This is a genomic window from Variovorax sp. 160MFSha2.1 (assembly GCF_048305075.1).
Lineage (GTDB): Bacteria > Pseudomonadota > Gammaproteobacteria > Burkholderiales > Burkholderiaceae_C > Variovorax > Variovorax guangxiensis.
The window spans coordinates 642,961-666,353 of the sequence record NZ_CP157624.1 but is presented as its reverse complement, the minus strand read 5'-3'; the positions used below and the strand labels follow the sequence as shown (position 1 = coordinate 666,353).

The window sequence follows — 23,393 nt, the reverse complement described above, 5'->3', positions numbered from 1 at the left end:
ACCGGCCCTTCCGGTTCTAGGCTTGATGCCGGGAGTCGGTGGCGTGCGAGAAGAGCGGCGCGCCGCCCACGGGCAGTTCCGCCTCCAGCACGCTTCCGGTGGCCGAATCGGTGAGCACCAGCTGCCGGGTGCCGGGCCGGAAGGCGATGTTGGTCACGGTCTGCCCTGCCGGGCTGCGGACCATGTGCGTGACCTCGCCGCGCGCGTTGAGCAGAAAGGCGCCACCCAGGCTGGCGTGCGCCACCACCAGCCCGCCGTCGGCCGTGACCGCCAGCCCGTCGGGGCCGCTGGTGCCGAAGAAGGTCTGCAGCGCGCCCACCTTCGAGAGGCTGCCGTCGGGCAGCAGCGGCGCGCGCCAGACCTGGTTGCCGCGCGTGACGGCCACGAACAGCACCTTGCCGTCGGCACTCGCCGCCACGCCGTTGGGGCTCGGCGCGTTGGACAGGAGCAGGTCGAGCCGGCCATCGGCATGCAGCCGGTACACCCGCCCGGCGGGGTCGTGCAGGCCGGTCTGGCCCTGGTCGGTGAAGTAGAGGCGCCCTTCGAGGTCGAAGCTCAGGTCGTTCACGCCCTTGAAGGATTCGCTGTTGCGATGCCCGAGCACCGTCTCGATCGGGCCGCCGCCCGCGTCGCGGCGCAGGATGCCGCGCCGGTAGTCGGCGATCCAGAGGCTGCCGTCGGCATGGATCGCCATGCCGTTGGGCCAGCCGTCGTAGGCCTCGACGAGTTCCCATTCGAGCGACGAAGGTGCGATCCTGAAGATGCGGCCGTAGGGAATGTCGGTGAGGTACAGGTTGCCAGCCCGGTCGAACACCGGGCCTTCGAGAAAGCTGTCCATCACGTGGCCGGGCTTGTTGGCGTCGACCCAGTCGGTGCGCCGCGGCTTGCGGAAGGCGTCGGGCAGGCGGGTGAGCACGCGCGCCTCGATCACCTCGGGCGGCTGGAAGTCCAGGTTCCACATGGTGTCGCTCAGTCGGGCTGCACGCCGGCAGCCTTGATGACCGCGCCCCAGCTCTGCGTCTGGCCTTGCACGAACTTGCCGAAGTCCGCCGTCGACGCGCCGCCGGGGCCGGCGCCCTGCTCGGCGAAGCGCTTCGCAAGATCGGGCGAGGCCAGTGCCTTCTTCACCTCGGCCTGCAGCTTCTCGACGATGGGCTGCGGCGTGCCCTTGGGCGCGGCAATGCCGAACCAGTTGGTGGCGGTGAACTCCTTCAGGCCGGCTTCGGCGCTGGTCGGCACATCGGGCAGCGCGCCCAGGCGCTGCGGCGAGGTCACCAGCAGCGCGCGCACCTTGCCGCCCTTGACCTGCGGAATGGCCGTGGGCGCAGCGGTGACCAACACGTCGACCTGCCCCGACACCACGCCCAGCATTGCCTCGCCCGCGCCCTTGTAGGGCACGTGCGTCAGCGCGAGCTTGCCGTTCTGCTTGAGCAGCTCGCCGCCCAGGTGGGTTGAACTGCCCACGCCGCCCGAGCCGAAGGTCAGCTTGCCCGGGTTCGCGCGGGCGTCGTCGATCAGCGCCTGCACCGTCTTGTACGGCGAGTTCGCGCCCACCACCAGCACCAGCGGCGCGTCGACGATGGCCGTCACCGGCACCAGGTCCGCAGGCTCCCACGGCAGCTTCTTGAACAGATGCGGCAGCATCGCGTAGGTGGTGTCGTTGATGAGGAAGCTGCCGCCGTCCGGCGTCGCCTTGGCCACGAAATTGGAGCCGATGGTGCCGCTCGCGCCGGCGCGGTTGTCGACGTAGAAGGACACACCCGTCTGCTCTGTGAGCTTCTGCGCGATCTGGCGCGCCGCGTAGTCGGTGGTGCCGCCGGGCGCGTACGGAACCACGAGGCGCACCGGCCTCGAAGGCCAGCTGCCGGCGGGTGACTGCGCCTGGGCGATGAATGGAACCGCGAGCGCGATGGCGGCGAGCCAGGAGTGCAGCTTCATCATTTGTCTTCCTTCGTTTGTTCTTCTGGGCAGGGCCCGCTTATTCGGGCCGCACGCCCGCGTCGCGCACCGCCGCGCCCCAGCGCGCGTGCTCGGCCTTGATGTACTGCGCCGCCTGCTCCGGCGTACCGCCCACGGGCGTGCTGCCTTCGGCCAGCAGCTGCGAGATGGTCGCGGGCTTGGCCAGCGCCTTGTCGACGGCGGCACTGAGCTTCTTCACGATCTCGGGGCTGGTGCCTGCCGGCGCGACCAGCGCCTTCCAGTCCACCGCCTCGAAGCCCTTGTAGCTCTCTGCCACGGTGGGCACGTCGGGCATCACCGGCAGGCGCTTGGCCGACGTGACGGCCAGCGCACGCAGGCGGCCGCCCTTCACCATCGACAGCGCACCCTGCGGCGTGGCGAACATGTAGTCGGTCTGGCCGCCGAGCAGGTCGGTGATGGCTGGCGCGGCGCCCTTGTACGGCACGTTGAGCACCTTGAAGCCCGCGCGCTTGGCGAGCACCTCGCCGGCCATGTGGCCCAGCGTGCCGGTGCCCGCGAGCGCCTGGCGGATCTCGCCCGGCTTGGCCTTGGCGGCGGCGACCAGGTCGGCCAGCGACTTGAACGGTGCGTCGGCGCGTACCACGAGCACCACGGGTTGCGAGGCCACGACCGACACCGGCGCCAGGTCCTTCAATGCGTCGTAAGGCATCTTCGGGAAGAGCGTCGGGTTTATCGCGAGGTTCGCCGTCTGGCCCAGGCCGATGGTGTAGCCGTCGGGCCTGGCCTTGGCCACCACGTCCATGCCGATGTTGCCGTTGCCGCCCGCGCGGTTGTCGACGATGAAGGTCCACTTGGTGTCGTCGGCCAGCTTCTGCGCGACCAGCCGCGCCACGATGTCGGTGGCACCGCCGGGCGTGTAGGGAACGATGAGCCGCACCGGCTTGTCGGGCCAGGCCGTATCGGCGAGGGCAGGTGCGGCGTTCAGCCATGCGGCGGCCGCGGCGCACGCCAGCAAGGCGCGCCGTGCATTGAAAAACATGAGGTCAGTCTCCGAGGGTGATGTGTTGTGTTTCGAGCGCGGCGATTTCCTCGTCGCTGTAGCCCACTTCTTTCAGCAGCTCGCGGCCGTGCTCGCCCGTGCGCGGGGGCTGCAGGCGGATGCCCGGGCGTTCGCCGTCGAGCGTGAACGGCATGAGCGGCACCTTCGCCATGCTGCCGTCGTTCATGCGCACCGGCGCGAGGCCGCCGGTGGCGTTGAGGTGCGGATCGTCGAACAGCTCCTGCGGCCGGGTGATGGGCGCGAAGGGCAGCTCGTTCTTCTCGAACACCGCGGCGAGCTCGGCCGCGCTGTGGTTGGCGAGGTGCGAACGAAGGATGGGCATCATCCATTCGCGCGCCAGCACGCGGTCGTTGTTGGTCTTCAGGCGCGGATCGGCCAGCATCTCGTCGAGGCCGAAGGCCTTGCAGAAGATGGCCCACTGCTTGTCGCTCACGGCCGCCAGGAAGATCTGCTCGCCGTCCTTCACGGTGAACACGTCGTACACCGCCCAGGCCGAGATGCGGCTGGGCATCGGGTCGGCCGCCTTGCCGGTGGCGGCGAACTGCATCATGTGCTGCGCGACCAGGAACACGTTGTTCTCGAACAGCGCCGACTGCACCTCGCAGCCCTTGCCGGTGATGTCGCGCTGGCGCAGCGCGGCCATCGCGCCGATGGCGCCGAACATGCCGCCCATGATGTCGTTCACGCTGGTGCCCGCGCGCAGCGGGTCGCCCGAGCGGCCGGTCATGTAGGCGAGGCCGCCCATCATCTGCACCACCTCGTCGAGCGCGGTGCGGTGGTCGTAGGGGCCGGGCAGGAAGCCCTTGTGGCTCACGTAGATGAGGCGCGGGTTGAGCTTGACCAACGTGTCGTAGTCGAGCCCCAGCTTCTTCATGGTGCCGGGCTTGAAGTTCTCGCTCACGATGTCGGCGGTGGCGATCAGCCGCAGCGCGGCCTCCACGCCCTCGGGCTTCTTGAGGTCGAGCGCGATGCTCTTCTTGTTGCGGTTGAAGGTCGGGAAGAAGCCCGAGCCCGAGCCCAGCAGGCGCCGCGTGCTGTCGCCCTCGATGGGCTCGACCTTGATGACCTCGGCGCCGAGGTCGGCCAGCAGCAGGCCGCAGGTCGGGCCCATGACCATGTGGGTGAACTCGACCACGCGCACGCCCGCGTAGGGCAACGGATTCGACGGGGAATTGGCTTCAGGCATGAGCGACGGGTTCCTGGACAAAGCCTTTCGGCAGACCGGCCTCGGGCGTCATGCCGTACACCGGTTCGCCGGGCAGGCCGGCCATGAGCGGCGCGCGCGCCGCGATGAGTTTCTGGATGTCGATGCCGGTGCGCACACCCATGGCCTCGAACATGAAGACCAGGTCTTCGGTGACTGCGTTGCCCGAGGCGCCCGGCGCATAGGGGCAGCCGCCCAGGCCGCCCAGCGACGCGTCGAAGGTGCGCACGCCCTCGTCCCACGCGGCGAGGCAGTTGGCCAGGCCGAGGCCGCGCGTGTTGTGCATGTGGGCCGCGCCGGCGTGCCTGCCGATCTCCGCGCGCAGGCGCTTGAAGAGGCGGCGCACCTGCGCGGGGTTGGCATAGCCCACGGTGTCGGACAGGCCCGATTCGTCGGCGCCGGCTTCGATGCACTGCGCGGCGAGGCGGATCACGTCGTCCTCGGGCACCAGGCCCTGCAGCGTGCAGCCGAAGGCGGTGGAGATGCCGGCCTCCAGCTTCGCCTGTGGCGCGATCTCGCGGCGCAGGTCGGAGATGGCGCGCACCTCCTCGACCATCTCGGTGGGCGTCTTGCGCACGTTGGCCAGCGAATGCGCCACGCTGGCCGACACCGGCATGGTGAGCTTGTGCGCGCCGGCTTCGAGCGCGGCCTGCGCGCCCTTGCGGTTGGGCACCAGCGCCATCACCACGAGGCCCGGCAGCGTGACGGCGTGGCGCACCACCTCGGCGGCATCGGCCATCTGCGGCAGCAGCTTCGCGGGCACGAAGGAGGCGACCTCGATCTCGCGCACGCCGGCGGCGTAGAGCGCGTCGATCCAGCGCAGCTTGTCGGCGGTGGGCATGGTGGCCTTGACCGACTGCAGGCCGTCGCGCGGGCCGACCTCGCTGATGAGGACGTCGGGGGTTGTCATCGGATTCTGTCTCCTTGCGCTTGACTGTTCTGTCTTACAGAACTACATTCCGTTAAACAGAATTAGACCGTCGATCCGCCCCGACTGTCAAGCCGCGCCATTCCCTGCCCTCCCCAGCCATGCCCCGAAAAGCCCAGACCGAATCCGTCTCCGATCTCAACGCCGCCCCCGGCGGCGCCGCCGCGGTCGACCGCGCGCTGAGCCTGCTCTCGGCCTTCCAGCCGGGCGACGAGGCGCTGTCGCTCGCGCAGTTCGCCGAGCGCACGCAGCTCTACAAGAGCACAGTGCTGCGGCTGCTGGCCTCGCTGGAACACGCGCGGCTGATCCGCCGGCAGGACGACGGCCGCTATGCGCTGGGCATGGAGATCGCGCGGCTGCACGGCCTCTACGCGGCCTCGCAGTCGCTCGACCGGATCGTGCTGCCGGTGCTGCGCGCGCTGGTCGCAACCACCGGCGAGAGCGCGGCGTACCACGTGCGGCAGCCCCAGGGCGACAGCTGGGTGCGGCTGTGCCAGTTCCGCATCGATTCGCCGCACGTGGTGCGCGACCACGTGCGCGCCGGCGACCTGCTGCCCAACGACCGCGGCGCGGGCGCGCGCGTGCTGATCGCCTTCGGCCCCGAAGCCGAACTGCCGCGCGGCGCGAAGGAACGCAAGCTCTACGACACCATCCGTGCGCAGGGCTGGTGCGCGCTGGTGGGCGACCGCACTGCCGAGCTGGCCGGCATCTCGGCGCCGGTGCTCCACGCCGACGGCAGCCTCGCGGCCGCGGTCACGCTGACCATGCCCACGCACCGCTATGACGAGCGCTACGTCGAGCCGGTGCGCGCGGCGGCCAGGGAACTGAGCGGACAGGTCTGACCGAGCGAAGAAGCAGGGCCCAGCCCCGGTCAGCGCAGCGCGGCCAGCACCGCGCGGTTCTGCTCCGGCAGGCCGATGCTGATGCGCAGCCATTCGGGCAGGCCGTAGGGGCCGAGCAGCGAAACCTCGATGCCGGCGGCCAGCAGACGCGCGTGCACGGCCTGGGCGTCGCCGACCCGCACCATCAAGAAGTTGCCGGACGAGGGAACGTATTCGAGGCCCAGTTCCTTGAAACCGGCCGCGAGCTGGTCGCGCCCTGCCGTGTTGAGCTCGTAGGTGCGCGCGAGGAAATCGGCGTCGCCCAGCGCGGCCACCGCAGCCGCCTGCGCCGGGGTCGTCACGTTGAAGCGCGGGCGCTGCGCGTTCATGCGCGACGTGAGCGCCGGCTGCGACACGCCGTAGCCGATGCGCAGCCCCGCCAGCCCGAAGGCCTTGGAGAAGGTACGCGCCACGATCAGGTTGGGCAGGCGCCGCACCCATTCGATGCTGTCGTAGCGCTGCGCGGGCGAAAGGTATTCGGTGTAGGCCTCGTCCAGCAGCACCGTCACGTGCGCGGGCACCGACTGCAGGAAGGCCGCCAGCGGCGTGGCGTCGATGAAGGTGCCGGTCGGGTTGTTCGGGTTGGCGACGAACACCAGTTTCGTGTCTTCGCCGATGGCGGCGCGCATGGCGTCGAGGTCGTGGCCGAAGTCGCGCGAGGGCACGACAGTTGCGTGCGCATGAGCATGCGCCGCGGCCTGCGCGTAGACGATGAAGCCGTACTGCGAATAGACCACGCCCTCGCCCGGCTTCAGGCTCACCTGCGCCGCGAGTTCGAGGATCTCGCTCGATCCGCTGCCCAGCGTGAGCCAGTCGGCCGGCACGTCGAGCCGGGCGGCCAGCGCGTTCTTCAGCGCCGTGCCGTTGCTGTCGGGATAGTTGCCGGCGCCCGCGAGCGCTTCGACGGCCGCGCGGCGGGCCGAGTCGGGCATGCCCAGGGGGTTTTCGTTGGAGGCCAGGAGGATCATGGAAGCTGACGTGCTGAAGATGACGAATTTATTTAAGAAGTTAAATATATCCGGCGCCTGCGGCCTTCTTATCAGTGCGTACCCTTTGCGCTCCTGAGGAGCCGCGCATTCATTACCTCTATTTTTGTCACGGATAAATCCCGATTCAGGCTCTTACTCGCCAGCAAAGTATCGAATAAAGTTCGTCCCAGGATTGCATTTTTCTCAAGGAGAAACCCACATGACCGCCCGCACCACCGCCCACGGACTCCAGGTCGCGACCGAGCTCCATCGCTTCATCGAGGACAAGGTCCTCCCCGCCAGCGGCGTGGCCAGCGACGTCTTCTGGAAGGGCTTCGACGCCATCGTCAGCGACCTCGCGCCGAAGAACATCGCCCTGCTCGCCGAGCGCGACCGCCTGCAGAGCGAGCTCGACGCCTGGCACAGGAAGAACCCCGGCCCCATCGCCGACATGCCGGCGTACCGCGCCTTCCTCGAGAAGATCGGCTACCTGCTGCCCCAGCCCAAGGGCGTGAAGGCCACCACCGCGAACGTCGACTCCGAACTCGCGCTGCAGGCCGGTCCGCAGCTGGTGGTGCCCATCCTCAATGCGCGCTATGCGCTGAACGCGGCCAACGCGCGCTGGGGCTCGCTGTACGATGCGCTCTACGGCACCGACGCGATTCCCGAGACCGGCGGCGCCGAGAAGGGCAAGGGCTACAACCCGGTGCGCGGCGCCAAGGTCATCGAGTTCGCGCGCAACGTGCTCGACCAGGCCGCGCCGCTGATCAACGGCTCGCACAAGAACGCCACCGGCTACAGCGTGAAGGACGGCAAGCTCGTCGTCGCGCTGCAAAGCAGCAGCACCGGCCTGGCCGATGCATCGCAATTCGTCGGCTTCCAGGGCGACGCCGCCTCGCCGTCGTCGGTGCTGCTCAAGCACAACGGCATCCACCTGGACATCCGCATCGACCGCTCCACGCCCATCGGCAAGAGCGACGCCGCCGGCGTGAGCGACCTGGTGCTCGAAGCCGCGCTCTCCACCATCCTCGACCTGGAAGACTCGGTGGCCGTGGTCGACGCCGCCGACAAGGTGGTGGCGTACTCGAACTGGCTGGGCATCGTCGAAGGCACGCTCACGGAAGAGGTCACCAAGGGCGACAAGACCTTCACGCGCGGCCTGAACGCCGACCGCGAATACACCGGCGCCGACGGCAAGCCCGTGAAGCTGCACGGCCGCTCGCTCATGTTCCTGCGCAACGTGGGCCACCTGATGACCAACCCGGCCGTGCTGTACGCAGATGGCAAGGAAATCCCCGAGGGCATCCTCGATGCCGTGGTGACCACCACCATCGCCACCATCGACCTCAAGCGCAAGGGCAACTCGCGCACCGGCAGCATCTACATCGTCAAGCCGAAGATGCACGGCCCGGCCGAAGTGGCCTTCGCCAGCGAGCTGTTCGGCCGCGTCGAGCAGCTGCTGGGCCTGCCCGCCAACACCGTGAAGCTGGGCATCATGGACGAGGAGCGCCGCACCAGCGTGAACCTCAAGGCCTGCATCGCAGAGGCCGCCGCGCGCGTGGCCTTCATCAACACCGGCTTCCTCGACCGCACCGGCGACGAGATGCACACCGCCATGCAGGGCGGCCCGATGATCCGCAAGGGCGACATGAAGTCCAGCGCGTGGATCGGCGCCTACGAAAAGAACAACGTGCTCGTCGGCCTGTCCAGCGGCCTGCGCGGAAAGGCGCAGATCGGCAAGGGCATGTGGGCCATGCCCGACCTGATGGCCGCCATGCTCGAGCAGAAGATCGGTCACCCCAAGGCCGGCGCCAACACCGCCTGGGTGCCCTCGCCCACCGCCGCCACGCTGCACGCGCTGCACTACCACCAGGTCAACGTGACCGCGGTGCAGCAGGAGCTGGAAAAGATCGACGCCGACGCCGAGCGCGACAACATCCTCAACGCCCTGCTGCAGGTGCCGATCGCCGCCGAAGCCAAGTGGACCGCCGAAGAGCGTCAGCAGGAGATCGACAACAACGTGCAGGGCATCCTCGGCTACGTGGTGCGCTGGATCGACCAGGGCGTGGGCTGCTCGAAGGTGCCCGACATCCACAACGTCGGCCTGATGGAAGACCGAGCCACCCTGCGCATCTCCAGCCAGCACATCGCCAACTGGCTGCTGCACGGCGTGGTCACCAAGGCCCAGGTCGACGAGACCTTCCAGCGCATGGCCAAGGTGGTCGACGAGCAGAACGCAGGCGACCCGCTCTATAAGCCGATGGCCGGCAACTTCACCACCTCGGCGGCCTACAAGGCGGCGCAGGACCTGGTGTTCAAGGGCATCGAGCAGCCGAGCGGGTATACGGAGCCGCTGCTGCATGCGTGGCGGTTGAAGGTGAAGGGCGAGGCCTGATCGGCCCGCCGGGGGCAAGGCTCCATCACCAGAACGGCGCCTCCGGGTGCCGTTTTTTTATGCGCGCGACCTGGTCTTCCTGGCAGCCGCCTTGAGCGGCACGTCGTCCATCGACAGCTGGCGGAGTTCGCGGCGCAGTTCGCGTTCCAGCTCCTTCTCGGTCGGCAGGTGCAGCTGATAGCGGCTGGTGAAGATGTTGCGCTCCTGCTGCTCGCCCAGGGTGTACTTCACCACGGCGTCGTTCTTGTCCGGACAAAGGATGACGCCCAGCGTCGGGTTGTCGCCTTCGGTGCGACGCTCGCGGTCGTAGTAGTTCACATAGAACTGGATCTGGCCGAGGTCGCCATGCGTGAGCTTGCCGACCTTGAGATCGATGAGCACGTAGCACTTGAGCACCGTGTGATAGAAGACCAGATCGATGTAGAAGTGGTCGCCATCGATGGTGATGCGCTCTTGGCGCGACACGAATGCAAAGCCCTTGCCCAGTTCGAGCAGGAAGTTCTGCAGGTTCTCGATGAGCGCCTGCTCCAGCCTCGACTCGACCAGCTTCGGCGATTCCGGCAAGTCCAGGAATTCGATCACCACCGGGTCCTTCAGGACATCGAGAGGCTGCATCACCTCCTGGCCGTGCGTCGCCAGACGCAACAGGCCCTTCTTGTCCTTGCTCTTGGCCAGGCGGTCGTACAGCAGGCTGGCCATCTGGCGTTGCAGTTCGCGCACCGACCACGCGCTGCGGATGGCTTCGATCTCGTAGAAGGCTCGCGCCTCCGGGCGCGCTGCGCGCAGGAGCTGGCGGTAATGGCTCCACGAGAGAGACGGATGCAACGTCCCAGGATGCCAGCCCGAAGGGTCACCGGATTCCCGAGACGCCGTCTCGGAATTGGCCTGAAGAGGCAGCGCCGCCGCTGCGGTCGATTTCCGAGACAGCGTCTCGGAAATCAACTGCGGATAGTCCAGGTAGAACTGCCTGAACGCTTCGAGGTTGTCGGCGGAATAGCCTCGGCCGAACTCGGCCGTCAGGCGCGTCGACAGATCGGCGAGCAGCTTGGCGCCATAGCCCGCCCGACGCTGACCTCGCTGCTCCTCCTCGACGATCTCGCGCCCGATCAGCCAGTTGGCCGCCACCTGTGTGGTGTTGACCGTGCGAACCACGCGGGCGCGCGCAGCATCGAGGATCTCGCGCACGCGGCTGAAAAGCGGCCGGATGGCTTTCTTGGCTTCCGGCTTGGCTGCACGGGAGCTGGAGCGGGAGGGGGTGTCAGTCTTGGGCAATGCGCGACTCTGGGGTTGTCCAGAAATTATGGAGGCAGCCTTCTTCGCGGGGGCGAGTCCTCGCAAGCGTCGCCGCTGTGACCATGCGCAAGATGATCAACTAGCATCATGACCGCCCCAACCTTCCTGGCCTCTCGTCTCCAATGAATCCGAACGCGGCACCCAAGCCCGCGGAGCAATCCGGCAACGCCGGCCCCGGCTCACGCCTTCCACGCTCTTCGCGCTGGACTTCCTCCGCGGCCGCCATGCTCGTGGCCCTGGCCACCGCCTTCGCCCTGAGCCAGGCTTTCCGCACCGTCGGCGCCATGATGGCCACGCCGCTCGGCAACCACTTCGGGCTCACGCCGCAGCAGTTGGGCACCTGGGCGGGCACCTTCCATTTCATGTTCGGGATCATGCAGCTCGCGATGGGCGTGTCGATCGACATCTTCGGCGTGCGCCGCACGGTGCTGACAGCCTTTCCGCTGGCGATCGCGGGTGCGGTGCTGTGCGCGATGGCGCCGGACTTCCATGCGCTGCTGCTGGGGCAGGCGCTGATCGGCGTGGGCTGCGCGCCGGCCTTCCTGGCCTGCACGGTGTTCATCGCGCGGCACTTCGATGCCTCGCGCTTCACCGCGATGTCGGGGCTGGTGATGAGCCTGGCCGGCATGGGCATCCTGTTCACGGGCACGCCGCTGGCGCTGCTGATCGAGGCTTCGTCGTGGCGCGTGGGCTATGCGGTGCTGGGGGCGTTCGCTGTGTTGTCGTGGCTGATCATCTTCTGGCGCGTGCGCGAGCCTGCAGGTGCCGCCGATATCGCGCTGCCGGAACGGGCGGAGCGACAGTCGCTGCGCAAGGCCGTGCGCGAACTGCTGCCGCTGTTCGCGATGCCGCACACGCTGGGCCTGCTGTGCTTCGCATGCGTGTCGTATGCCGCCTTCATCACGCTGCGCGGCCTGTGGCTCGGCCCGGTGCTGCACGAGCGGCACGGCCTCTCGCTGGTGGCCAGCGGCAACGTCGCGCTGGTGATGACGGTCGCCGGCATGATCAGCCCCACGCTCTTCGGCCGCATGGACCCGGGCGGCGCGCGGCGCACGCGCTGGATGATGGGCTGCGCGCTCGCGGGCTCGCTGATGTTCGGCGCGATGGCACTGACGCATTCGCGCGCGATCGACATCGGCCTGCCGATCGTCTACGGCCTTCTCTCGGGCTACAGCGTGCTGCAGTACGCCTACACCAAGAACGCCTACCCGGCAGCCATGACGGGGCGCGCGATGGCGCTGATGAACATGGCGATGTTCCTCGGCGTCTCGCTGATGCAGTGGACCACCGGCGTGGCCGCGTCGTGGGCCGTGGCGAACGGCGTCGAGCCATTCCGCGCGGTGTTCTTCACGGTGGCCGGCATGCTGGCTGCGGGCAACCTGGCGTTCTTCCTTCTGCCGCGCGCGGCAGCACGGCCGGCGGCGCAGCTCAGCGCTTGATCGCCAGCATCAGCACGCCGCCCGCGATCATCGCCACGCCCGCCCATTCGCGGCCGGAGGGTCGCTCGCCGAGGAACATCACGGCGAACAACACGACCAGCACCACGCTGAGCTTGTCGACCGGCGCGACGCGCGAAGCATCGCCCACCTTGAGCGCGCGGAAGTAGCAGACCCACGACGCGCCGGTCGCAAGCCCCGAGAGCACGAGAAAGAGCCAGGTGCGCGGCGAGAGCTGCAGCGGGTTCGTCCACTTGCCGGTGGCGTTCACGAACACGAGCAATACCGCGAAGATGACAACGGTGCGCACCAGCGTCGCCATGTCGGAATCGATACCTGCCAGGCCCAGCTTGGCGAGGATGGCCGTCAGCGCGGCGAAGACGGCCGAGAGGGCGGCCCAGAGGAACCAGTTGGAGGCGGTGAGATTCATCGTGCTTTCTTTCATCGCGGATGGCGCGGCGCCTGCATCATGCGCGATGCGACTTTGCCTCTACCTGACGAACGGCTTCAGACGTCTTCGCCCAGGCGCGCGCGAATCTCCTTGCGGCTGAGCTGGCGCTTGGTTGCGGCATAGACGTCGTCGCGCCCGTACATGGCCCGGTTGCTCGACACGCCGAACTCCGGCCGGCCCCACGCACACGTGGTCCTGACGAAGCAGCGCCGCAGCACGTCGAAACGCTTGTCCCAGACACCCGGGGCCTTCATGGGCGGCGTGGCTGCCAGGGTGATCTCGAACCAGTCGCCGTTCACGCGGTGCCATTGCGTGAGTTCGTCGATCACGACGAACGACAGCTCTGCTTTCGTGCCGCCGCGCTCACGCCGTCGAGCCTGTGAAAACCGGCGGTTGGGCAGAAGGATGCCGGTGGCGGGGTGCACGAAAAGCTTTACCCGCGAAGCCTCCTCCAGCGGCACGCGCTCACCGCGGCCCCACCATCCTGCACGCACCAGCACTTGCCCGTCGTGCATCACCGCATCGCGTTCGACGAAGTCGTCGATGTGCTCGAAGATATGCGCCTGCACGACGCTGCGTCGATCGATGGTGCTGCAAAGCTCCGAATACACCTTGTCCCAAGGCCGGTGCACCTGCTTGTGCAGCCAGCGCTTGAGCGGCGCGAGGTTCTCGTTGAGCCCCTTGGGGTATTCGTAGCCCTGCTTCATGCCCAGTCGCGAGCCGCGCTCCTTGCTGTTGCGCCACTTGCGTCCATCGCCCTGCACGCCGCCACCGCGGCGCGGCCGTTCGACGATGACCTTGTCCATGTCCATGTCTTCACGCATGGTCAGTCCTCCTGCACGATGTTGCGCGCTGCCTTTTGCAGCGCCACCTTCTGCGCGCGCCGCTCGGCGCTGTGGGTGCGCAGGTGGCGGCCCGCCTTCTGGCTTGCTTCGCGGCGCGCCAGCGCTGCCACCACGGGGTTGCGGGGTGCCGCGTTCGGCACCGAGAAATAGAACCGGCCCAGACGCTTGTCGTCGTCGCGGGCCCTTCGTTGAGCACTCATGTGCACACACTCCGAAAAACAAAAAGGCCCCGGCGAATGGCTGCGCGGGGCCTTTGTCGATGGGCCTCGGCGGATGCGTGGATGCACGTCCGGCCGGGGCGGTCGGTGTGCGGGTCAGGTGTTCAGGTAACGGTTCATTGGATGGGTGTGTCGCCAGGGAGGTCGATCGTCGCCGGGCGCGCGGGGAGCAAAAACTGTTGCTGAAAAACGAAGCGCGGATTCTGTAGCTCGCGCGTTCGATGCGCAAGCGTCGCGCATCGCCTGTGTGGCGCAAAGCCTACGTGGAGGGCCGATGAATCCAATCGCGCGCAGGCGGCGTATCAGGTTCAAGCGCATTGCGCCTCCGATCTGCTGGCGGTTTCCACAGAGAGCCTCGAGAACCATCCATCATCTTTCCAGGAGACTTCAATGAAGAAACTCGTGATCGCAGCCAGCGTCTCTGTCCTCCTCGCAGCCTGCGCGGGCGGCATGGGCATGAGCGGCAACGGCAGCGGGGCATCGAACCCGATGGTCGGCGGCGCGCCGATGTACCCGACGAAGGACATCGTCGACAACGCGGTGAACTCGAAGGACCACACCACGCTTGTCGCCGCCGTGAAGGCCGCGGACCTCGTCGGCACGCTGAAGAGCCCCGGCCCGTTCACCGTGTTCGCGCCGACCAACGCCGCCTTCGCGGCACTGCCCGCCGGCACCGTCGACACGCTGCTCAAGCCCGAGAACAAGCCCACGCTGACCAAGGTGCTGACCTATCACGTGGTGCCCGGCAAGCTCGATAGCGCGGCGCTCATGAGCGCGATCAACGCAGGCGGCGGCAAGGCCACGCTGAAGACCGCAAGCGGCGGCACGCTCACCGCGACGATGAGCGGCGGCAACGTGACGGTGACCGACGCCAAGGGCGGCACGGCGACGGTGACGATCGCCAACGTCTACCAGTCCAACGGCGTGATCCATGTCGTGAACAAGGTGCTGCTGCCAGGTTGATCGGCATCGTTGTGCGTCAGCTGCGCTGCGCGGCCTCGGCCTCGTCGCGCAGCCACTGCGCGAACTCCTGCGCGTCGCGGTTGCCTGCGGCACGCCTGGACATCTCGATGAAGTAGCCGCGGTGCGAAGCAACGCCCTCGCCCAGCGGCGCCACGAGCCGGCCGTCGCGCACCAGCTCGCTCAGCAAGGGCAGCCGGCCGATCACTACGCCCTGCCCCGCTACCGCGGCCGAGACCGCATCGGCGTACTGCGTGAAGCGCAGCGTGCTCTTCATGCGCAGGTCTTCCAGCCCCATGACCTTGAGCCAGGGTTCCCAATCGGCAGTGGGCGCCTCGCTGTGGTCGGGGTACTCGACGGTGAGCAGCGTGAGCTTGGAGAAATCGGAAAGCTCGCGCAGCGACGCAGCCAACTGCGGCGAGCACAGCGGGATCACCGACTCCTCGAACAGCGCAGGCCCCACGCCACGGCCGATGGGCACGAAGCGCACCGCCAGGTCGATGCGGCTGCTTTCCAGGTCGAGCACGTCGAGCGTGGCCGACACGCGCACGTCGACCTGCGGATGGCTGCCCGTGAAGCGCGCCAGCTTCGGAATGAGCCAGATCGACGCGAACCCCGGCGTGGTGGTGATCGCCACCTGCCGGGGCGCGGAACTCGCGCGCACCCGCGCCGTAGCGTCGCGCAGGCGCTCGAGGCTGTCGGTGACGGCGCGCTGCAGCACGCCGCCGGCCTCGGTGAGCGACAGCGCGCGATGGCGCCGCTCGAACAGCAGCACGCCCAGGCTGGCTTCCAGCTGCTGGATCTGCCGGCTCACGGCCGACTGCGTGAGGTGCAGCTCCGAGGCCGCCAGCGTGAAGCTCAGCCGGCGCGCAGCCGCCTCGAAGCTGCGCAGCAGTTCGAGCGGGGGAAGCTCGACGCCGGTGGCATTGGCGGCTTTCGCATTCTCTGTACGCATGCAACGAGTTCCGAATGACCGTGTGTAAAAAGGGCTCCGGTTCACTATATTCATTCGCATAGTGAATGCAATGGAGCTTGCCATGAGCACCTCTTCTTCCTCTTCGATCACCTCCTCTTCTTCTCCCGCCGTGACCTTCTCGTCCAGCACTTCCCGCTTCCACGTGAGCCTGCCGAAGCGCTCGGTCTTCGCCGTGCCCGACGGCGCGGGAGTGGGCATCGAATGCCGCAGCGGCTCGGTGTGGGTCACGATCGACAGCGACACGCGCGACATCGTGCTGGAGCCCGGCGAACGCTTCGAGAGCACCGACCACCGGCGCGTGCTGGTGTCGGCGCTGGAGTCGTCGTGCATTACCGTGTCCGACGCGCAGCCGGCCGCGATGCCGCTGCCCACGCCTTCGCCGCGCGCGTGGTCGCCGTGGCGACTGCGGTCCCACGGGTTGTCCCCGGCTTGACCGGGCCCCGTGCGCATCGAACCATCGATGCCATGAGTTCCGACACCGCTGCACAACCCTTCATCCTCCAGGAGCAGGCCGACGGCATTGCGACGCTGACGCTGAACCTGCCCGCCAAGTTGAACCCCATCGCGCGCGACCTGCAGATCGAGCTGCGCGACGCACTGGAGCGCATCCGCGACGACCGCTCGGTGCGCGCCGTGATCCTCACCGGCGCCGGCAAGGCCTTCTGCGTGGGCGCCGACCTGAGCGCGATGGCGCCGCCCGAAGAGGGCAAGTCGCTCGGCACGCAGACCGCCGAGTGGATGCAGAGCCTGAGCAACCCGCTGATCGAGACGCTGCGCACGCTGCCGGTGCCGGTGGTCGCGGCGGTGAACGGCCCGGCCGCCGGCGCGGGCGTGGGCCTGGCGCTCGCGGCCGACGTGACCATCGCGGCGCGCAGCGCCTATTTCTACCTGCCCTTCCTGCCGAAGCTCGGCATCGTTCCGGACCTGGGCTGCACCTGGGCCATTCCGCGCCGCGCGGGCCGTGCGCGCGCCATGGGCATGGCGCTGCTCGACGAGCGCGTGGGCGCCGGACGTGCGGTGCAGTGGGGCCTGATCTGGGCCTGCGTGGACGACGAGCAACTGCTCGAAGAGGCCAAGGGCATCGCCCAACGCCTGGCCCGCCTGCCCGCGCACGCGGTGCTGGAAGCGCGAGAAGCCTTCGAAGCCTCCGAGCACCACACGCTGAAGGAACAGTTGCACTACGAGAGCGAGCGCCAGCGCGAGCTGATCGACAAGCCCAGCTTCCGCGAGGGCGTGAGCGCCTTCCTGCAGAAGCGCGCGCCGGTGTTCGAGAGCCGCTGACATCCGGACACCGGCGTCCACTGGCGCCGCCCGGGGGGCTGCAGGACAATGCCGCGCATGTCCATCTCCAACGCCTTCTACGCCCAGTCGGGCGGCGTCACCTCGGTCATCAACGCCTCGGCCTGCGGCGTGATCGAGACGGCGCGCCGCCACCCCGACCGCATCGGCAAGCTGTACGCCGGGCGCAACGGCATCATCGGCGCGCTGGCCGAGGAGCTGATCGACACCGGCGCCGAATCGGCCGAAGCCATCGCGGCGCTGCGAACCACGCCATCGGGCGCCTTCGGTTCGTGCCGCTACAAGCTCAAGTCGCTGGAGAAGAACCGGCGCGAGTACGAGCGGCTGATCGAGGTGTTCAAGGCGCACGACATCGGCTATTTCTTCTACAACGGCGGCGGCGATTCGGCCGACACCTGCTTCAAGGTGAGCCAGCTCTCGCAGTCGATGGGCTATGCGCTGCAGGCCATCCACGTGCCCAAGACCATCGACAACGACCTGCCGCTGACCGATTGCTGCCCCGGCTTCGGCTCGGTCGCGAAGTACGTGGCGGTGTCGACCATCGAGGCCTCGTTCGACGTGCGCTCGATGGCGGCAACCTCCACCAAGGTGTTCGTGCTGGAGGTGATGGGCCGGCACGCGGGCTGGATCGCAGCGGCCGGCGGACTCGCGGCGGACCAGGGCATTCCGGTGGTGGTGCTGTTCCCCGAGATCGAGTTCGACAAGGCACGCTTCCTCGCGCGCGTGGACGAGCTGGTGAAGCAGCACGGCTACTGCTCGGTGGTGGTGTCCGAGGGCTGCCACCACCCTGACGGAACATTCCTTGCCGAACAGGGCACGCGCGACGCCTTCGGCCATGCGCAGCTCGGCGGCGCGGCGCCGGTGGTGGCGCAGATGGTCAAGGACGCGCTGGGCCACAAGTTCCACTGGGCCGTGGCCGACTACCTGCAGCGTGCCGCGCGGCACATCGCATCGGCCACCGACGTGCGGCAGGCCTACGAACTGGGGCAGCGCGCGGTCGAGCTCGCGCTGGAGGGCCGCAATGCGGTGATGCCGACCATCGAGCGCATCTCCGACGCGCCCTACGCCTACCGCCTGGGCAGCGCGCCACTCGAATCGGTCGCCAACGTCGAGAAGCCGATGCCGCGCGACTTCATCTCCGACGACGGCTACGGCATCACCGAGAAGTGCCGCCGCTACCTGCTGCCGCTGATCGAGGGCGAGGACTACCCCGCCTACAGCGGCGGGCTGCCGGTGTACGCGACGCTGCGCAACGACGTCGTCGCGAAGAAGCTGCCGGCCTTCGAGATTTCATGATGTCCACCACTGCAGAGGCTCCGGCCGGCCTGATCGACGCCACGCGCTGCCCGCTGTGCGGCGAGGCGAACCGCTGCGCGATGGAAATCGAGCGCGAGACGGGCCAGGCGCAGCCGCCCTGCTGGTGCATGCAGGTCGACTTCAGCAAGGCGCCTCTCACCAACCTGCCGGAAGAAATGCGCGGGCTCGCGTGCATCTGCATGCGCTGCGCGGCCGGCCAGCCGCCCCCACCTCCGCGCTCTCCTCAGGACTGAGCGGGGCTCTCCTGGGCCGGCTCGATGTCGCCGGCCACCACCATCGAGGGCGCGTCGCCCGGCCGCTGCTGCGTGACCACGCGGTGGATGAACTGCAGCTTGCCCACCGCCACGCGCGGCAGCACGAAGGGGTAGTAGTCGGGCTGGCCCATGCTGCGCGACAACTCGTTGAGCACGTTGGTGAGCAGCACCCAGCCGTTGATGAAGTCGAGGAACCTGCCGGCGTCGGGGTCGTCGGGCTGCCACAGGTCGGCAGGCGTGAAGAGGTCGCTCGCGAGCTCGACGTTGGTCGCGTCGACGCCGAAGCTCATCGCGGTGTCGGCCGTGTCGGCCATGTGCAGGTAGTGGGCCCAGGTCTCGGCCCAGTCCTCCCATGGGTGGGTGCTGGCGTAGCTGCTCACGAAGCGGTCGGCCCAGTCGGGCGGCGGGCCCTGCTCGTAGTGCGTCTGCAGCGCGGCGGCGTAGTCGGCGCGCTCGTCGCCGAAGAGGGCGCGGAAGTCGTCGATCCACTGCGTGGGCTGTACCAGCAGGTCCCAGTAGTAGTGGCCGATCTCGTGGCGGAAGTGACCCAGCAGGGTGCGGTAGGGCTCGCGCATCTCGGCGCGGATGCGCTCGCGCACGGCGTCCTCGGCCTCCTCGGCGTTGAGGGTGATCACGCCGTGCTGGTGGCCGGTCATCACGTGCGGGCCGCCCGGCGTGTTGCTGAGGAAGTCGAAGGCCAGCCCGTGCTCGGGATCGGCGTGGCGGCTCACCACCGGCAGGCCCAGCGCGAGCAGTTGCGAGAGCAGCCGGCGCTTGGCGGTCTCGAGCTTGCGCCAGAGTTCGCCGTTGCCTTCCACCGAGAGATCGGGAATGGTGCGCGTGACGCTGCAGGCCAGGCAGTAGCCGGGCGCGAGGCCATGCGTGTCGGGCGGCTGCTGCTCGCCTTCGCGCGCGGCGGGCACCATCCAGTTGCAGCCGGCCGGCGTCATGAAGTTCACGCAGCGGCTGTAGGTCTTGCCGTGCGGATCGCCGAACACGGTGAAGGTGTCGGGCTGCGCACCCGCGCCTTCCGCGGGCGCGAGCGGCATCACGCCGAGCCGCTCGATCACGTAGCCCAGCGGCGTGTGGCATGCCAGGCATTCGCTGTTGCGCAGGAACACGGGGCGCTCGCACTGGCATCGGTAGGCGCGGCTGACGGTGGGCGCGGCCAGTTCGGCCGCGAGGGTGGGCGCGCCTTCCCCTTGCGCTTCGCCGGAGGCAACCGGCTGGGCGTTGGCTTGATCGTCGGATGGAGCATTCATGCGGCAGTTGTCTTGATTGATCTTCCTGACGCGGAAGGGACAGCGGGTGCATTTTGCGGTCGCCCCTTTCATTTGCCGCCACGCAAAGCCCGATATGCTTGTAGGACGACGGACCCGAGACATTCCGCCGCCCCATGACCTCCCCACCGCCCCAAGAAGCCGCGAGCACGCCGGCCCCGCCCTCCATCGGCACGATGCGCCAGCGCTACGGCGAACGCTACCGCTGGTACCTGCTGCTGTCGGTGATGGTGGGGACGATGGCGTCGATCATGTCCTCGACCATCGTCAACGTGGCCATCCCCGGCATGAGCCACCACTTCTCGCTCGGACAGGAGCGCGCGCAATGGGTGAGCTCGGGCTTCATGGTGGCGATGACGGTGTCGATGCTCACCACGCCATGGCTGCTGTCGCGCTACGGCTACCGCCGCACCTACGTGGGCACGATGCTCCTGCTGCTGATCGGCGGCATCGTGGGCGGTGTGGCCAACGACTTCTCGCTGGTGCTGTTCGCGCGCGTGGCCGAGGGGCTGGCCGCGGGCGTGGTTCAGCCCATTCCGGCCATCATCATCCTGCGCGCCTTCGAGCCGCACGAGCAGGGGCGCGCCAGCGGCATCTTCGGCATGGGCGTGGTGCTGGCGCCGGCCATCGGGCCGAGCATCGGCGGCGTGCTGGTCGACCTGTTCGGCTGGCGCTCGATCTTCTTCATGGTGGTGCCGTTCTGCCTCGCGTCGCTGTGGCTGGCCTACAAGTTCGTGCCCAAGACCGCGCCCGGCGGCGTGGCGGCCGCGCGCGGCGACGGGCTGGACGCACGCGGACTGGCGCTGGGCACGGTCGGCACGCTGTGCCTGCTCAACGGCCTGGTGGCGCTGCGCGGCGATTCACCGCTGCAGGCGGCGCTGCTGCTGGCGGGCGCGCTGGCCTCGTTCGGCGTCTTCGTGTGGTGGCAGCGGCGCCTCGGGGCCTCGGGCGGCACGCCGCTGATGAACCTGGCGCTCTTCCGCTACCGGCAGTTCGCGATGGGCAGCGTGGTCGCATTCATCTACGGCACGGCGCTCTTCGGCTCGACCTACCTGCTGCCGGTGTACATGCAGGTGGGGCTGCATCTCTCCGCTTCCCACGTGGGCACCATCCTGCTGCCGGCGGGCATCGTGCTGGCGCTCACCATCGCCGGCGTGGGCCGGCTGGCCGACAAGCATCCGACCTGGGTGCTGGTGACCATCGGCCTCGCGCTGCTGGCAGCCTCGTTCGCGCTGATGATGGTGCTGCGGCTGGACAGCGCGCTGTGGCTGCTGGTGGCCTTCGCGATCATCGGGCGCATCGGGCTGGGCTTCATCCTGCCCTCGCTCAACCTGGGCTCGATGCGTCCGCTGGCCAAGCCGCTGATCCCGCAGGGCGCGAGCGCCATCAACTTCGTGCGCATGCTCGGCGGCGCGGCCGGCGTGAGCCTGTGCGCCATCGTGCTGGAGTGGCGGCTCGCGGCGCACGGCGATTCGCTCGCCAACCCGATGACCAGCCCGGCGCGGCTCGCCGCCTTCGACGAGGTGTTCGCGATGCTCGCCGGCCTTTGCGCGCTGGCCATTTGCGCGGCGTGGCAGTTGCGCCGTCCGCCACAGTCAGGGTAAGCACCGAGTAATACGAAAGGACCCATCGTCTCTAATTGTGAGAATTTGTTAAATCAGTTGGGATGGGTCTTACATGCAACGCAGAAGTTTTATCGCATCGACGGCCGTGGCCGCCGCCGGGCTCGCTCGGCTCTCCTGCGCGCAAGCCGCCGAAACGGGGGTGAGCGACAGCGAAGTCGTGCTCGGCAGTTCGGCTGTCCTGAGCGGTCCGCTCGGATCGCAGATCAAGGTCGTGCACAACGGTGCCGCGCTGGCGTTCGATGCCGTCAACGAACAGGGCGGCGTGAACGGGCGCAAGATCAAGATGGTGGCGCTGGACGACGAGCTGAAGCCCGAGAAGGCGCTGGAGAACTACACCAAGCTGCTGAACGACCATCGCGTGTTCGCCTTCTTCGGCTGCGTGGGCTCGGGCACCACGGCCGCCGCGGCGAAGCTGCTGCAGCAGAGCGGCGCGCCCAGCGTGGGCGGCTACGGGGTGGGCGACAGCGCGCGCGAACGCGTCGCGGGCTCGGCCTACTTCGTGCGCGCCAGCAACGCCCGTGAAGCGCAGGCCCTGGTCGAGCACCTGGCGACCATCGGCGTGAACAAGATCGCGATCGTCCACCTCGACAACCCCGGCGGCGCCGAGGCGGTCAAGCTGATCGAGGCGGCCATGGTCCCGCACAAGCTGGTGCCGACTGCCAAGGTGGTCGCCAAGGGCGACGGCTCCGACGCCGTCGCCGCCGGCAAGGCGCTGGCCGACAGCCAATCGCAGGCCATCCTGATGTACCTGGCCGGCACCGTGGCCGGCGAGGTGATCAAGGCCACCTACGCCGCCGGCAGCAAGCCGATGTTCTACGGCATGTCGATCGTGCCGGGCGAAGTCACGGCCAAGGTGGTGGCCCTGCAGGCAGGCGGCCTCGCGATCTCGCAAGTCATGCCCTATCCCTGGGGCGAAGTGGAGACCGTGACGCGCGACTATCGCCGGCTGGCGGAGCGGGCACAGGTGCCGGTGGGTTACGGCAGCTTCGAGGGCTACCTGAACGGGCTGGTGATGATCGAGGCGCTCAAGCGCACCGGCCGCGACCTGACGCGCGCACGCCTGCATGCGACGCTGCGCGCGCTCAAGTTCCGCCTGGCCGGCATGGACATCGATTTCTCGACCGGCAACACCACCGGCTCGCGCTTCATCGAAATGGTGCGCGTCACGCCCGAGGGCCGCTTCGTGCGCTGAGCGGCGAGCGGATCCGCCGCACGGCCGGCCGGCACTCGCGTCTAATAGCGCCATGTGCCAATTGCTAGGAATGAACTGCAACACGCCGACCGACGTGACCTTCAGCTTCACGGGGTTCGCGCAGCGCGGCGGCCGCACCGACCACCATGCCGACGGCTGGGGCATCGCATTCTTCGAGGATCGCGGGCTGCGGCACTTCGTCGACCACCAGCCGGCCTGCGAATCGCCGGTGGCAGATTTGATCCGGCGCTATCCCATCCAGAGCCGCAACGTCATCGCGCACATCCGCAAGGCGACGCAGGGCGAGGTCAACCTGCAGAACTGCCACCCGTTCGTGCGCGAGCTGTGGGGGCGCTACTGGGTGTTCGCTCACAACGGCGACCTGAAGGAGTTCCGCCCGCGCCTGCACGGCAACTTCCACCCGGTGGGCAACACAGACAGCGAGCACGCCTTCTGCTGGATCATGCAGGAGCTGGCCAAGTCGCACGCGGGCGTGCCGAGCATCGAGGAGCTCACGCTCACGCTGCGCGAGCTGGCCCCGCAGCTGGCGAGCCACGGCACCTTCAACTTCATGCTGTCCAACGGTCAGGCACTGTGGGCGCATGCGTCCACCAACCTCTGGTACGTGGAGCGCCGCCATCCCTTCGTGACGGCGCAGCTGTCGGACGAAGACCTGGAGATCGACTTCGCACAGCACACCACGCCCAACGACCGCGTGGCCGTGGTCGTGACCTCGCCGCTGACCACCAACGAGACATGGACACAGTTCGCGCCGGGCGAGCTGCAGGTGTTCGTGGACGGGCAGCGCGTCGGAAACTGAGGCGAGTCAGTCTTTCGACTGACACTTTTTCGCAACATTGCAAGAAAGTATCGACGGGTGGGCGCATACGA

Annotated in this window: 22 protein-coding genes and 1 pseudogene; 11 read left to right on the top strand and 12 right to left on the bottom strand. The window is 68.3% G+C overall.

All coding sequences use genetic code 11. The annotated features are described in order from the left end of the window. Nucleotides 1-16 precede the first annotated feature (16 nt). Genes ABL838_RS02920 through ABL838_RS02900 form a run of 5 tightly spaced genes read right to left on the bottom strand, consistent with a single transcriptional unit; the run spans nucleotide 17 to nucleotide 5,094 of the window. Complete coding sequence (locus ABL838_RS02920) at nucleotides 17-961, bottom strand: SMP-30/gluconolactonase/LRE family protein (protein WP_418124066.1); 945 nt, start codon at nucleotides 959-961, stop codon at nucleotides 17-19. An 8-nt stretch (nucleotides 962-969) separates the two neighbouring features. Further along, on the bottom strand, nucleotides 970-1,938 hold the full coding sequence (locus tag ABL838_RS02915) for a Bug family tripartite tricarboxylate transporter substrate binding protein (protein ID WP_418124065.1): 969 nt from the start codon (nucleotides 1,936-1,938) through the stop codon (nucleotides 970-972). Between the two features lie 40 nt (nucleotides 1,939-1,978). Then, nucleotides 1,979-2,959, bottom strand: a complete 981-nt coding sequence (locus ABL838_RS02910; RefSeq protein WP_418124063.1) for a Bug family tripartite tricarboxylate transporter substrate binding protein — start codon at nucleotides 2,957-2,959, stop codon at nucleotides 1,979-1,981. A 4-nt stretch (nucleotides 2,960-2,963) separates the two neighbouring features. Then, nucleotides 2,964-4,166: a CaiB/BaiF CoA transferase family protein gene (locus tag ABL838_RS02905; RefSeq protein ID WP_418124062.1), complete on the bottom strand. Its 1,203-nt coding sequence runs from the start codon at nucleotides 4,164-4,166 to the stop codon at nucleotides 2,964-2,966. Continuing rightward, on the bottom strand, nucleotides 4,159-5,094 hold the full coding sequence (locus tag ABL838_RS02900) for a hydroxymethylglutaryl-CoA lyase (RefSeq protein WP_418124061.1): 936 nt from the start codon (nucleotides 5,092-5,094) through the stop codon (nucleotides 4,159-4,161). Before ABL838_RS02900 ends, ABL838_RS02905 begins: the two co-directional genes overlap by 8 nt. A gap of 119 nt (nucleotides 5,095-5,213) precedes the next feature. Here ABL838_RS02900 and ABL838_RS02895 point away from each other — a divergent pair, with 119 nt between their 5' ends. After that, nucleotides 5,214-5,954, top strand: coding sequence for an IclR family transcriptional regulator (locus ABL838_RS02895; RefSeq protein ID WP_418124059.1), 741 nt, complete (start codon nucleotides 5,214-5,216; stop codon nucleotides 5,952-5,954). Between the two features lie 29 nt (nucleotides 5,955-5,983). On the opposite strand, the pseudogene hisC reads toward ABL838_RS02895, so the two are convergent. Continuing rightward, nucleotides 5,984-6,967, bottom strand: a pseudogene (hisC, locus tag ABL838_RS02890) (histidinol-phosphate transaminase); the annotation flags it as partial. A 214-nt stretch (nucleotides 6,968-7,181) separates the two neighbouring features. Here hisC and ABL838_RS02885 point away from each other — a divergent pair. After that, nucleotides 7,182-9,356, top strand: coding sequence for a malate synthase G (locus ABL838_RS02885; RefSeq protein WP_418124057.1), 2,175 nt, complete (start codon nucleotides 7,182-7,184; stop codon nucleotides 9,354-9,356). A gap of 57 nt (nucleotides 9,357-9,413) precedes the next feature. Here ABL838_RS02885 and ABL838_RS02880 read toward each other — a convergent pair whose 3' ends face one another. Then, on the bottom strand, nucleotides 9,414-10,628 hold the full coding sequence (locus ABL838_RS02880; RefSeq protein ID WP_221297595.1) for a PDDEXK nuclease domain-containing protein: 1,215 nt from the start codon (nucleotides 10,626-10,628) through the stop codon (nucleotides 9,414-9,416). Nucleotides 10,629-10,771: 143 nt separating this feature from the next. Here ABL838_RS02880 and ABL838_RS02875 point away from each other — a divergent pair, with 143 nt between their 5' ends. Then, the gene (locus ABL838_RS02875) at nucleotides 10,772-12,088 is read left to right on the top strand and encodes an MFS transporter (RefSeq protein WP_184640046.1); all 1,317 of its coding nucleotides are present in this window, start codon (nucleotides 10,772-10,774) and stop codon (nucleotides 12,086-12,088) included. Here the strand turns inward: ABL838_RS02875 and ABL838_RS02870 are convergent. The 3 genes from ABL838_RS02870 to ABL838_RS02860 all read right to left on the bottom strand — a co-directional run bounded on the left by ABL838_RS02870 (nucleotide 12,078) and on the right by ABL838_RS02860 (nucleotide 13,581). Further along, nucleotides 12,078-12,515 carry an EamA family transporter gene (locus ABL838_RS02870; RefSeq protein ID WP_418124055.1) on the bottom strand — a complete coding sequence of 146 codons (438 nt, stop codon included), beginning with the start codon at nucleotides 12,513-12,515 and terminating at the stop codon, nucleotides 12,078-12,080. The genes ABL838_RS02875 and ABL838_RS02870 overlap by 11 nt on opposite strands. A 77-nt stretch (nucleotides 12,516-12,592) precedes the next feature. Further along, nucleotides 12,593-13,360, bottom strand: a complete 768-nt coding sequence (locus ABL838_RS02865) for a hypothetical protein (RefSeq protein WP_418124053.1) — start codon at nucleotides 13,358-13,360, stop codon at nucleotides 12,593-12,595. 2 nt (nucleotides 13,361-13,362) lie between these two features. Further along, a complete protein-coding gene (locus tag ABL838_RS02860) occupies nucleotides 13,363-13,581 on the bottom strand; it encodes a hypothetical protein (protein ID WP_126183986.1) in 219 nt (72 codons plus the stop codon). 408 nt (nucleotides 13,582-13,989) lie between these two features. Here ABL838_RS02860 and ABL838_RS02855 point away from each other — a divergent pair, with 408 nt between their 5' ends. Then, nucleotides 13,990-14,562 (top strand): fasciclin domain-containing protein, encoded by a 573-nt coding sequence (locus tag ABL838_RS02855; protein ID WP_418124051.1) that lies wholly within the window; start codon nucleotides 13,990-13,992, stop codon nucleotides 14,560-14,562. Nucleotides 14,563-14,578: 16 nt separating this feature from the next. Here ABL838_RS02855 and ABL838_RS02850 read toward each other — a convergent pair whose 3' ends face one another. Beyond that, on the bottom strand, nucleotides 14,579-15,514 hold the full coding sequence (locus ABL838_RS02850; RefSeq protein WP_418124049.1) for a LysR substrate-binding domain-containing protein: 936 nt from the start codon (nucleotides 15,512-15,514) through the stop codon (nucleotides 14,579-14,581). 82 nt (nucleotides 15,515-15,596) lie between these two features. Between ABL838_RS02850 and ABL838_RS02845 the strand changes: the two genes are divergently transcribed. The 4 genes from ABL838_RS02845 to ABL838_RS02830 are packed head-to-tail and all read left to right on the top strand — an operon-like array spanning nucleotide 15,597 to nucleotide 18,384. Then, complete coding sequence (locus ABL838_RS02845; protein WP_418124047.1) at nucleotides 15,597-15,968, top strand: DUF2917 domain-containing protein; 372 nt, start codon at nucleotides 15,597-15,599, stop codon at nucleotides 15,966-15,968. A 32-nt stretch (nucleotides 15,969-16,000) separates the two neighbouring features. Then, nucleotides 16,001-16,816 (top strand): enoyl-CoA hydratase-related protein, encoded by an 816-nt coding sequence (locus ABL838_RS02840; protein ID WP_418124046.1) that lies wholly within the window; start codon nucleotides 16,001-16,003, stop codon nucleotides 16,814-16,816. Between the two features lie 57 nt (nucleotides 16,817-16,873). After that, a complete protein-coding gene (locus ABL838_RS02835) occupies nucleotides 16,874-18,130 on the top strand; it encodes a 6-phosphofructokinase (RefSeq protein ID WP_418124045.1) in 1,257 nt (418 codons plus the stop codon). After that, on the top strand, nucleotides 18,127-18,384 hold the full coding sequence (locus ABL838_RS02830; protein WP_184640059.1) for a cysteine-rich CWC family protein: 258 nt from the start codon (nucleotides 18,127-18,129) through the stop codon (nucleotides 18,382-18,384). The genes ABL838_RS02835 and ABL838_RS02830 overlap by 4 nt, the downstream gene beginning before the upstream one ends. Here ABL838_RS02830 and ABL838_RS02825 read toward each other — a convergent pair. Continuing rightward, nucleotides 18,375-19,667 (bottom strand): zinc-binding metallopeptidase family protein, encoded by a 1,293-nt coding sequence (locus tag ABL838_RS02825; RefSeq protein WP_418124044.1) that lies wholly within the window; start codon nucleotides 19,665-19,667, stop codon nucleotides 18,375-18,377. The genes ABL838_RS02830 and ABL838_RS02825 overlap by 10 nt on opposite strands. A gap of 134 nt (nucleotides 19,668-19,801) precedes the next feature. Between ABL838_RS02825 and ABL838_RS02820 the strand changes: the two genes are divergently transcribed. From ABL838_RS02820 to ABL838_RS02810, 3 genes are all read left to right on the top strand, one after another. After that, a complete protein-coding gene (locus ABL838_RS02820; RefSeq protein ID WP_418124043.1) occupies nucleotides 19,802-21,289 on the top strand; it encodes a DHA2 family efflux MFS transporter permease subunit in 1,488 nt (495 codons plus the stop codon). Between the two features lie 73 nt (nucleotides 21,290-21,362). Next, on the top strand, nucleotides 21,363-22,502 hold the full coding sequence (locus ABL838_RS02815) for an ABC transporter substrate-binding protein (RefSeq protein ID WP_418124041.1): 1,140 nt from the start codon (nucleotides 21,363-21,365) through the stop codon (nucleotides 22,500-22,502). A gap of 52 nt (nucleotides 22,503-22,554) precedes the next feature. Beyond that, a complete protein-coding gene (locus ABL838_RS02810) occupies nucleotides 22,555-23,322 on the top strand; it encodes a class II glutamine amidotransferase (protein ID WP_126022222.1) in 768 nt (255 codons plus the stop codon). Nucleotides 23,323-23,393 lie beyond the last annotated feature (71 nt).